The organism is Paraburkholderia sp. CNPSo 3272 (assembly GCF_024206495.1).
Lineage (GTDB): Bacteria > Pseudomonadota > Gammaproteobacteria > Burkholderiales > Burkholderiaceae > Paraburkholderia.
The window spans coordinates 211,823-222,229 of the sequence record NZ_JAMBPQ010000008.1 but is presented as its reverse complement, the minus strand read 5'-3'; the positions used below and the strand labels follow the sequence as shown (position 1 = coordinate 222,229).

Genomic DNA, 10,407 nt, shown 5'->3' with positions numbered 1-10,407 from the left:
CTCGCGCGTTGCATGTCCGTACAGCCGGTATTGCGGGCGTTGCCCGCGCTGCTGCTCGGTTGTGCCTTCGTCTCGACGGCGCATGCCCAGGCCGCGGCGAGCGCCAATGCCGCCAACAACGCGCAGGCGCAGCCCGCTGCGGCTGCTGCGGCGTCGTCGACGACCGTGACCTGGTCGTTGCGGCAACTGGGTGCGCAATACGCGCTCAACCTGCGCGGCGTCGACGGCAGCAATACGCTGCCGGTCGGCGTGCGCGACGATCAGGTCGTGAGCGGCGCGCGCCTGAATCTGCGCTATGCCTATTCGCCGGCGCTGCTGCCCGATCTCTCGCACATCAACGTGCTGGTCAATGACCAGGTGGCGGCCTCGATCGCGGTGCCAAAGGAAGCGGCCGGCGCGAGCCTGCAGCGTACGATCGCGCTGCCGGCGTATCTGTTCACCTCGAACAGCAAGTTGCGCCTGCAACTGATCGGCCACTACACCACGCAGTGCGAGGACCCGCTGCATTCGAGCCTGTGGGCCAATATCAGCAACGAAAGCACGCTGAGCATCGATACGCAACCGCTGCCGCAGGCCAACGATCTGGCGCGCCTGCCCAAGCCGTTCTTCGACGGCCAGGACATCCGCCGGCTGAGCCTGCCGGTCGTGTTCCCGGGCAATCCCGATACGGCCGCGCTCGAGGCCGCAGGCGCGGTGTCGTCGTGGTTCGGCGCGCTGGCAAGCTTCCGCGGCGCGGACTTCCCGGTGTCGCTCTCCGCCGTGCCCGCTCAGGGCAACGCGGTCGTCATCGTGGAAGGCGCGCAGCAGGCCGCGCTCGCGGGTGCGCCGTTGCAAGGTCCGACGCTCGCCATCGTCAGCAACCCGAACGATCCGAACGGCAAGCTGCTGCTCGTCATGGGCCGCGACGGCAAGGAACTCAAGCAGGCGGCCGACGCGCTGGTCACGGGCAGCCAGACGCTGGCGGGCCCGAGCGCGCTGATCACGCATTTCGCCGATCTCGCACCGCGCAAGCCCTACGACGCGCCGCGCTGGCTGCGCACCGACCGCCCCGTGTCGTTCGGTGAGCTGATCGACACCAAACAGTTGAGTGTGTCGGGCTACAGCCCGGACCTCATCCGCATCAATACGCGCGTGCCGCCCGACCTGTTCGGCTGGCATGCGCAGAACGTGCCGATCGACCTGCATTACCGCTACACGCCGCAGCCTTACATGGTCAATTCGTCGCTGCTGTTCAGCGTCAGCGATCAGTTCATGAAGTCGATTCCGCTGCTGCCGCTCGAGCGCCTCGAAGGCGGCGACAAGCTTCGCGCCGAAGTGCTGCCCGACAGCAGCCTGCCGCGTCAGGCGAAACTGGAAGTGCCGCTGGAGTCGCTCCTGCAGCCGAACACGCAGCTGCAGTTCCGCTACATGTACGACTACATCAAGCAGGGCGAGTGCCGCGACATCATCATCGACAACGTGCGCGGCGCGATCGATCCCGAATCGACGATCGATCTGTCGAGGTATCCGCACTACATCGCGATGCCGAACCTGGCCGCGTTCGCCCAGGCGGGCTTCCCGTTCACGCGCATGGCTGACCTGTCAGACACGGACGTCGTGCTCGGCGCCAATGCTGGGCCGCAGGAGTACAGCACGTATCTGGCCGTGATGGGCCGCATGGGCGACTCGACCGGCTATCCGGCGCGCGGCGTCACGGTGCTGCGCGGCCAGCGCATCGACGCCATGCCCGCGGCGAAGGATCTGCTCGTGATCGCCTCGGGCGCCGACCAGGCCTGGCTCAAGGACTGGGCGGGCTACATGCCCGCGGCGTACGACCACGGCGCGCAGTTCTCGCTCTCGGATCTGCCGGGCCGCGTGCGCGGCTGGTTCCACGCCAATCCGCGTCTGGACGCCGCTCCCGGTCGCCTCTCGCTCGCCTGGACGGGGCCGGGCGTGAGCGCCGTGCTCGCGGGCTTCGAGTCGCCGAAGGAAAAGGGCCGCAGCGTGGTCATGCTGGTGAGCAATCAATCCGACGGCCTGAAGGATGCGGTCGCGGCGTTGCTGGGCGTGCCGAACTACGACAAGCAGCCCATCCAGGGCAGCCTCGTATCGATCCGCGGCAACGAAGTCGATGCGCTCGTGGGCGAGCACACGTACTACGTTGGGCATCTGGGCCTGTGGCGCGGCCTCGACTGGTGGCTGGCTTCGTTCGGCTTGTCGCTGGCCTCGCTGCTGAAGGCGCTCGGCGTCGTCGTGCTCGCGCTGCTGGCGGCAGGCGGGTTCGTGGCCTTGCGGCGCCGTCAGGCGCGGCGCGATGCCGAAGCCGAGGCACGGCTGCGCGCAAAGCAGCACGCACAATAATAATCAGGAAGCCTTCATGTTAGTCAGCCGCAGCCAGGCCTGTGTTCTGGGTTTGTTGCTTACCTCAGTCAGCCACCCCGCATGGGCGCAGGACGCCAGTTCCAGAATGCTGCTCGAGCAGGGCCGCTACTGGCAGGCGCATGACAAGCCCGATCTGGCCGCGCAGTCCTGGTCGAAGCTGCTGTTGACCGATCCGAAACAGCCCGAAGGCCTCTATGGCATGGGTTCGATCGCCGTGAGCAAGAAGCAGTTTGCGGTCGCCAACGACTATCTGACGAGGTTGCGCGCCGCGGCGCCCGACAGCCGGTACGTGCCGCTGCTCGAGCAGGACCTGCGTCTCGCCGTGGAGCCCAACAAGTCGACGTTCGCCAAGGCGCGCCAGATGGCGCAGGACGCCGTCAACCAGAACGATCCGAAAGCGCTGGCGGCCGCGATCGCGCAATACGACAAGGCATTGGGCGGCAAGGCTCCGCAGGGCAATGTGGCGCGCGAGTACTACACCTTCCTCGGCTATACGGACGGCGGCGTGGACCCGGCCATTCAGGGCTTGACGCGCCTGAACGCCGAGACGCCCGATCCGTATACCCAGTTGGCGCTGGCCCAGCATCAGGTGCGAGACGAACGCTATCGTGCCGCGGGCGTCGCCTTGCTGGAAAAGCTGGCCGCGCGCCCGGACATTGGCGGCGCGGCGACGGAAGCCTGGCGCTCCGTGCTGACCTGGGTCACGCCCACGCCGAAGAACAAGTCGTGGTTCGAGGACTACCTGAAGCTGCATCCCGATGACGATGAAATCCGCCATCAGATGCTCTCGCCGCGCGCGGCAGGCGCGCCTGCCGCACCGGTCATGGACCCGCGTCTGACGCGCGGCTTCGCGGCATTCAAGGCGGGCGACATCACGACCGCCGAACAGTCCTTCACCGATGTGCTGCGCGACAAACCCAACGACACCGACGCGCTCGGCGGCCTGGGTCTGGTGCGCATGCAACAGGGCGATCTGGCGCAGGCGCAGACGCTGCTCGCGCGCGCCGTCGCGCGTCCGGGCGCCGGAGCGAACTGGAACAAGGCGCTCGCTTCGGCACGCTACTGGCTGCTCGTGAATCAGGCCGAAGGCGCGCAGAGCGTGGGCGACTACGCCGCCGCGCGCAGCAAGCTCGACCAGGCGCTGCGCATGGACCCGGCCGAGCCGGGCGGGCGCAATGCGTCGGCCCGGCTGTATGCGGCGCAGGGCGATCTGACCCGCGCCGAAAAGGTCTACCGCGAAGTGCTGGCGGCGCACCCGAACAACCGCGAGGCGGTGAGCGGGCTCGTCGATATCCTCGCTGCAACGGGGCGCGCCGACGAGGCCCAGAAGTGGGTCGACGGCATGTCGCCCGAGCAGCAGGCCGGCATCGGCGGCCTCGATCGTTTGCGCGCCGCCGTGGCCGCTGGCCGCGCCGATGCCGCCGAGCAGCGCGGTGATCTGGACGCCGCGCGACGTATTCTCGAAGACGCGCAGCGCCGCGATTCCGCCAATCCGTGGATCCGTCTCGAACTGGCGCGCTACGAACTGCGGCAGGGCCATGCCGACGAGGCGAGGGAACTCGTCGACGGCCTGCTCGCTTCGAACCCCGACAATCCCGACGCCCTCTACGCGAGTGCGCTGCTCGCCATGCAGATGGGCGACTGGACGCGCGCGCAGGACACGATGGCGCGCATTCCCACCGCCGCGCGTACGCCGAACATGGTCGCGACGGCGCAGCAGATCGATTTCCAGGCGGTGGCGGCGCAAGCCTCGCAACTGGCCCGCGACGGCAATCTGGACGATGCGCGCAACATGCTGGCGCGGCTCGAAGCGTCGGCGGGCAAGGACCCGGCGCGGGTGAGCGCGCTGGCGCAGGCCTATGTCGACGCGGGCAATCTGCCGCGCGCCATGGCCTTGATGCACGGGCTGACGCCGGGCGGCCTGAAGGGCAGCGGTCCCGATGTGCAACTGGCCTACGCGGGCCTCCTGCTCAAGACCGGCCAGAACGTTCAGGCCCAGGACGTGATGCGCGGTTTGCAGGGCGAGACGCTGACCGCGGACCAGCGCCGGCAACTGGACGATCTGAATTACCTCTACGCCGTGCGTCTGGCCGAGCAGCAACGTCAGCAAGGCGATCTTGCGCAGGCCTACGACACGCTCGCGCCGGTTCTCGCGAAGCGGCCCAACGACAGCCTGGCCAACGCCGCGCTCGCGCGCATGTATGCGGCCGACGGCCAGTACGCCAAGGCGCTGTCGCTCTACCGGAAGGCGCTCGCGAACGACCCCGATAATCCCGGTCTGGAGCTGGGCGTGGCGATGACGGCAGTGCAGGCCGGCAACGGCGACGTGGCGGACGCGGCCCTGAAACAGGCCATCGCGAAGGCGCCGAACGATCCGGACGTGCTGGCGGGCGCTGCACGCATCTACGCCATAGAGGGCAAGACCCGCGAGGCGCAGTCGCTGCTCGTTACTGCCATCGCCGCCAAGGAAAAGCGGCTCGGCGTGCAGGCGCAAGGCGTCCATGTCGCGGGCAATCCGTTCGTGCACGACGACGATCGCCGCCGCATTGCCGCTCGCGACATGCGCCAGCCGGCTGCGACTGCGTTTGCGGCGCAGGGCACGGCGGGCGCTGCGTCCGATGGCGTGCTCGCGAACGACGCGGGAACGGCTTCGGGCGTCGCGTCTGCCACGACGTCGAAGGGGGCGCGTGCATCCGCGCTGCCTTCCGTGGCCGGCACGCCGCTCGGCGAGCAGGCGCCGCAGGACGCGGTGGCTACGAGCGCGCCTCAGGAGGGCGCCATCTCGCTCGACGACATGCGCAACGAACTCGACGATATCCGCTCGGAGCGCTCGCCGGAAATCCGCGGCGGGCTGTTCGTCTCCTCGAACAACAGCGCAGCCGGGACGTCGCAACTGACGGATGTGCAGCAGCCGCTCGAAGCCTTGCTGCCGGTCGGCAACGGCAAGCTGTCGCTGCGCGTGACGCCGGTGGAACTCGAGGGCGGCACGCTCGGCACCGATGTCTACAGCAGCAGCCAGTTTGGCGGCGGCCCGAAAGCAGCGGAGGACCAGAAAAGCGGCAAGGTCGCCGCGCCCGGTGCGCAGAGCGCCCATGGCGTGGGTCTCGGCGTGGGCTACGAGACGCGCAAGTGGGCATTCGACATCGGCACGACGCCTCTGGGTTTCCAGTACACCAACGTGGTCGGCGGCGTGTCGTACAGGAGCGCCATCGATGCGAAGGCGGGCAGCTGGTTCAATGCGGGCGTATCGCGCCGCGCCGTGACCGACAGCATCACGTCGTTCGCCGGTTCGACCGATGCGCGCTCGGGCCTGCGCTGGGGCGGCGTGACCGCGACGGGGCTGCACGGCGCGATCGGCCTCGACAACCAGGACTTCGGCTTCTACGGCTACGGGGCCGTGAAGTACCTGGACGGCTTTAGCGTCCAGTCCAACGAGGGCGCCGAGGTCGGCGCGGGCGCATACTGGTACCTGCTGCGCAGCGCCAACAACATGCTGACCATCGGCATGAACCTGAGCGGCGAGTTCTACCGCCACGACCAGAACAACTTCACCTACGGCAACGGCGGCTATTTCAGTCCGCAGCGCTTCTATGCATTCACCGTGCCCATCACGTGGGCGCAGCGCTCGGATCGCTGGACCTACAAGCTGCAGGGTTCGGCAGGTCTGCAGTACTACCACGAGGCCGGCGCGCCGTACTTCCCGACTGACAGCACGCTGCAGGCGGCCGCCGCCTCTGCGGCGACGTCGACGACAGGCGACGGCGCGGTCCATCCCGCGCAGTCGAAGACCGGCGTCGGCTACAACCTGCTGGCCGCAGCCGAATACCGCTTCAGCAATCACCTCACGGGCGGCGCGTCGGTGGGCGCCAACAACGCGTCCAGCTACCGCCAGTGGGTGGCTGGGCTGTATCTGCGCTTTAGCTTCGCACCGCAGACGAAGTCGCTGGATATGCCGGTCATGCCTTACCAGTCGCATTACAACGATCAGTAGCCGGGTCGATCGGAGATCGACCGTTTTTCAGGAGTCTTAAGTTCATGCTTGCTTCCGTACTTGCAGGTCTCAGCATTCTCATGATTGGCGACAGCCATCTGAGCGAGCCGGGTTATCTCATCGACACGTTGCAGGACCAACTGATCGCCGCCGGCGCGCAGGTGCACACCTACGGCGTGTGCGGCAGCGTGCCGGGCGACTGGCTGAAGTCGGTGCCGGGCACTTGCGGCGGCGCCACGCGCAACGGCAAGGCGCCGCTCGTCGTCGATCACAACGCGAAAACGCAGCCGATCGATCAACTGGTTGCGGCGAACAAGGCCAACCTCGTCATCATCGTCGAAGGCGACACCATCGGCGGCTACGGCAAGGACGATTTCCCCAAGAGCTGGGTGTGGCAGCAGGTCACCGCGCTCACGCAAGACCTGGCCGCCAGCAAGACGGCGTGCGTCTGGGTCGGGCCGGCGTGGGGTTCGGAAGGCGGCAAGTACCAGAAGAGCTTTGCGCGCGTGAAGCAGCTCTCGTCGTTCCTCGCCACCAACGTCGCACCGTGCCAGTACATCGACTCGCTCACGTTTTCGAAGCCGGGCGAATGGGCCACGGTCGACGGCCAGCATTTGACGACGACCGGCTACAAGTACTGGGGCGCCGACATCATGAAGGCGCTCGTCAAGCTGCCGGTCGTCCAGCAAAAGTAAGGCGCCGCCGCCGCTTCGTCACATCGAGAGTCTGAGAAAAACAATGAAAAAAGTCCTTTCCCAGCCGTTGCGCTTCGTTGTTCGCGGCCTTGCGCTATCCGGCTTCGCGCTGGCCGCGCAGCTGCTCGCGCCATTCGCCATTGAACCGGCCATGGCCGCCGATATCCCGCTGTATCCGTCCGGTCCCGCGGAGGATTCGTCGTTCGTGCGTTTCGTCGATGGCGGATCGCATCCCGTGGACGTGAGCTCGGCAGGTTCGAAAGCACGCCTGACACTCGATGCCGAGAACCCGGCCAGCCGCTTCTTTCCGATCGCCGCGGGCAAGCCCGTGGCCGGCACGCTGACGGCCGGCGGCGCGCATCAGGACGTCAGCGCGACCGTGAAGCCCGGCGAGTTCGTCAGCATCGTCGCGCTCGACGGCGCGCAGAAGGGCGCGCGTTCGCAGGTCGTGACGGTCCGCGAAAAGCCGGACGACTTCAACGCGCTGAAAGCCTCGGTGGGCTTTTACAACCTCGATGCGCACTGCGCGACGCCCACGCTGAAGGTGCCGGGCCACGACATCGTGCTGCTCGACGGCGTGGCCGCGGGGCAGAGCAAGCGCCGCCAGGTCAACCCGGTCGCGCTGTCGGTGCAACTCGCCTGCGGCGGCCAACCCGTGGGCCAGCCGCTGAATCTGGGCACGCTCGTGGCGGGACAGCGTTATACGGTGTTCCTCGTGCCGGCTGGTGCGCAGTCGCGCATCTTCTTCGCGAACGACGCGGTGAGCCGCTGATCGCATGGTTTTCGCGTCCCTCGAATTCCTGACGCTGTTTCTGCCGGCCTTCCTGGCGATCTATGTCGTGTCGCCGGCCCGCTGGCGCAACGGCGTGCTGCTCTTTTGCAGCTGGTTCTTCTATGCCTGGTGGAGCCCGGTCTTTCTGCTGCTGTTCATCGCGCTGACGTTCTGCGGCTGGTTCGGCGGCGTGGTCATCGACCGGGCGCCGAGCCCGCGTGCGCGCGGCGGCTGGCTCGCGGTCTTCATCGCCGTGAACGTCGCGATCCTCTGCTGGTACAAGTACGCCAACATCGTGGTCGATAGCCTCGACAACGTGCTGGCGGCAGGCCATGCGGGGCCGATTCCGTGGCAGCACGTCGTGTTGCCCATCGGGCTGTCCTTCATCGTGCTGCAATCGATCTCCTACTTGATCGATGTGCAGCGCGGCACAGTCCCGGCCGACCGCAGCGTGATCCGCTATGGGGCCTATCAGGGAATGTTCGTACACCTGATCGCCGGGCCGATCATCCGCTATGCATGGGTCAAGCGCGAGCTGGCGTCGCGCACGGTCGACTGGGACGCTTTCGCGGCCGGCGCGCGGCGGCTCATGGTGGGCATGAGCATGAAGGTGCTGGTGGCCGACACGCTGTCGCCCATCGTCGATGAGGTGTTCGCCATGCATGCCCCCACGCTGGCGGACGCGTGGCTCGGTTGCGGCTTCTACACGCTGCAGCTGTTCTTCGATTTCGCGGGCTATAGCGCCATGGCCATCGGGTTGGGGCAGATGCTGGGCTTTCGCTTCCCCGAGAACTTCGACCATCCGTACCTGGCCAGCAGCATTCAGGACTTCTGGCGTCGCTGGCACCTGTCGCTGTCGAGCTGGATTCGCGACTACTTGTACATCCCGCTGGGCGGCAACCGCGACGGCGAGTGGCAAACCTGTCGCAACCTGTTGCTGACCATGGCCATCGCGGGCCTGTGGCACGGCGGCGATAGCTGGAACTTCCTGCTGTGGGGCATCGCTCACGGCGTGGCGCTCACGGTGGCGCGCCTCTGGCGGCGCATCGGCATGCCCGCTGTGCCGCTGTGGCTGTCTCACGTGCTGACGCTCGTTTTCGTGATGCTCGCGTGGACGCTGTTCCGCGCGGTCGGTTTTCATGCGGCGCTCGCCATGTACCGCGGCCAGTTCGGCCTGAACGGAATCGGCTTGAGCGACGCCACCATCGTACTGCTGCGGCCCGTGCATGTGTTGGCCGCCGCGCTCGGCATCGTCTGTGTGCTGCTGCCGATCTGGCAATCGCGCTGGGCGCGCCTCGCGGACACGGCGCCGGGCCGGCTGTCGCAGGCCGTGTGGCCGCTCGCTGGCTTTCTGCTCTCGTTCGGGTTGATCGTCGCGCGCGGCGCGGTGCCTTTCCTTTACTTCCAGTTCTGACGCCATGGAAGATCCCAAGCCGCTACCGCAACTACCCGCTACGCGCGCCGGCAAGGTCGTTGCCGTCATCCTGATGGGCTTCCTGTTCGCGGGCCTGTTCTTCAATCTCCGGTTCGCGTCGACGACGGCATCGCTGTTGCCTCACGCCGTCACGCGTGCGGGCATGCTGGACGGCACGGTGTCGAAGGAGCTCGCAAGCCGCATGGCCGACACGCCGATCGCTGCCGACGCCGCGCGCACGCAGCGCGCGCTGGGCTGGCTGACGCTGGGCGATCTGGGCCCGCGCGTGCGGCAGGGCTGTCCCGGGTGGCTGTTTCTGCGCGACGAACTGACCGTGTACCCCGACGGCGACCGCCATCTCGCGGCGCGCGCCGAAACGGTCGCCGCCGTGCAGCGCGAACTGGCGCGCCACGGCATTGCGTTGCTCGTCGCCGTGGTGCCCGACAAGTCGCGCATCGAACCGCAGCATCTATGCGGCCTGTATCGGCCGGCATCGCTGAATGCGCGTCTGGGCGCCTGGACAGCGCGTCTCGCAGCCGTTGGCGTGCCCGTGGTGGACCTGGGCCCGGCGCTGCGCGGCGTGCCGGGCGACGCGTTTTTCCGGACTGACACGCACTGGACCCAGGACGGCGCGGGCGCCGCGGCGCGCGCGGTGGCGCAGCACATTCGGGCGCTGGACGAGCCGCCGGGTTCGAGCGTGTCGAGCCAGCCCGGCTACCGCGTGGCCGACACGCCGCCGGCCCGGCGGCCAGGCGACCTGGTGCGGCTGGCCGGCCTCGATGCATTGCCGGTGTCCTGGCAGCCGCGAGCGGAGATCGTGACGGGCCGGGCTTACCTTCACGTGGCCCAGGCGGCTACGTCGGCCGACGACCTGTTCGGCGACGGCGATCTGCCGGGCATCGCGGTCATCGGCACCTCATATTCGACGACGTCCGATTTCGTGCCGCAACTGGCGCTGGCATCGGGCCAGGGCGTGGGGAATTTCGCGCGCGAAGGCGGCAAGTTCGGCGGCTCGGCGCGCGCGTATTTCGCGAGCGCCGCGTATGCCCAGACGCCTCCCAAACTGGTTGTGTGGGAACTGGACGAACGGGATCTACAGGCGCCGCTCGAAGCGGAAGACGACGTGATTGTGCCGAAAGCCGGTCCGGTTGGCACGATGGCTTCGCGTTGAGGC

Annotated in this window: 6 protein-coding genes; all 6 read left to right on the top strand. The window is 67.7% G+C overall.

The window, feature by feature from the left end; all coding sequences use genetic code 11:
* Positions 1–12 precede the first annotated feature (12 nt).
* From bcsB to M3I53_RS13385, 6 genes are read left to right on the top strand one after another with little or no spacing between them, the layout of a single operon-like run.
* Entirely contained in the window at positions 13–2,340 is a 2,328-nt protein-coding gene (gene bcsB / locus M3I53_RS13410) for a cellulose biosynthesis cyclic di-GMP-binding regulatory protein BcsB (RefSeq protein WP_254316404.1), read from the top strand.
* 16 nt (positions 2,341–2,356) lie between these two features.
* Positions 2,357–6,352, top strand: a complete 3,996-nt coding sequence (locus tag M3I53_RS13405) for a cellulose biosynthesis protein BcsC (protein WP_254316403.1) — start codon at positions 2,357–2,359, stop codon at positions 6,350–6,352.
* Between the two features lie 44 nt (positions 6,353–6,396).
* Positions 6,397–7,047 carry an SGNH/GDSL hydrolase family protein gene (locus M3I53_RS13400; RefSeq protein ID WP_254316402.1) on the top strand — a complete coding sequence of 217 codons (651 nt, stop codon included), beginning with the start codon at positions 6,397–6,399 and terminating at the stop codon, positions 7,045–7,047.
* A gap of 43 nt (positions 7,048–7,090) precedes the next feature.
* The gene (locus tag M3I53_RS13395; protein WP_254316401.1) at positions 7,091–7,819 is read left to right on the top strand and encodes an alginate O-acetyltransferase AlgF; all 729 of its coding nucleotides are present in this window, start codon (positions 7,091–7,093) and stop codon (positions 7,817–7,819) included.
* Between the two features lie 4 nt (positions 7,820–7,823).
* Positions 7,824–9,233 (top strand): MBOAT family protein, encoded by a 1,410-nt coding sequence (locus tag M3I53_RS13390; RefSeq protein ID WP_254316400.1) that lies wholly within the window; start codon positions 7,824–7,826, stop codon positions 9,231–9,233.
* Positions 9,234–9,237: 4 nt separating this feature from the next.
* Positions 9,238–10,404: a cell division protein FtsQ gene (locus tag M3I53_RS13385; protein WP_254316399.1), complete on the top strand. Its 1,167-nt coding sequence runs from the start codon at positions 9,238–9,240 to the stop codon at positions 10,402–10,404.
* Positions 10,405–10,407: the final 3 nt, after the last annotated feature.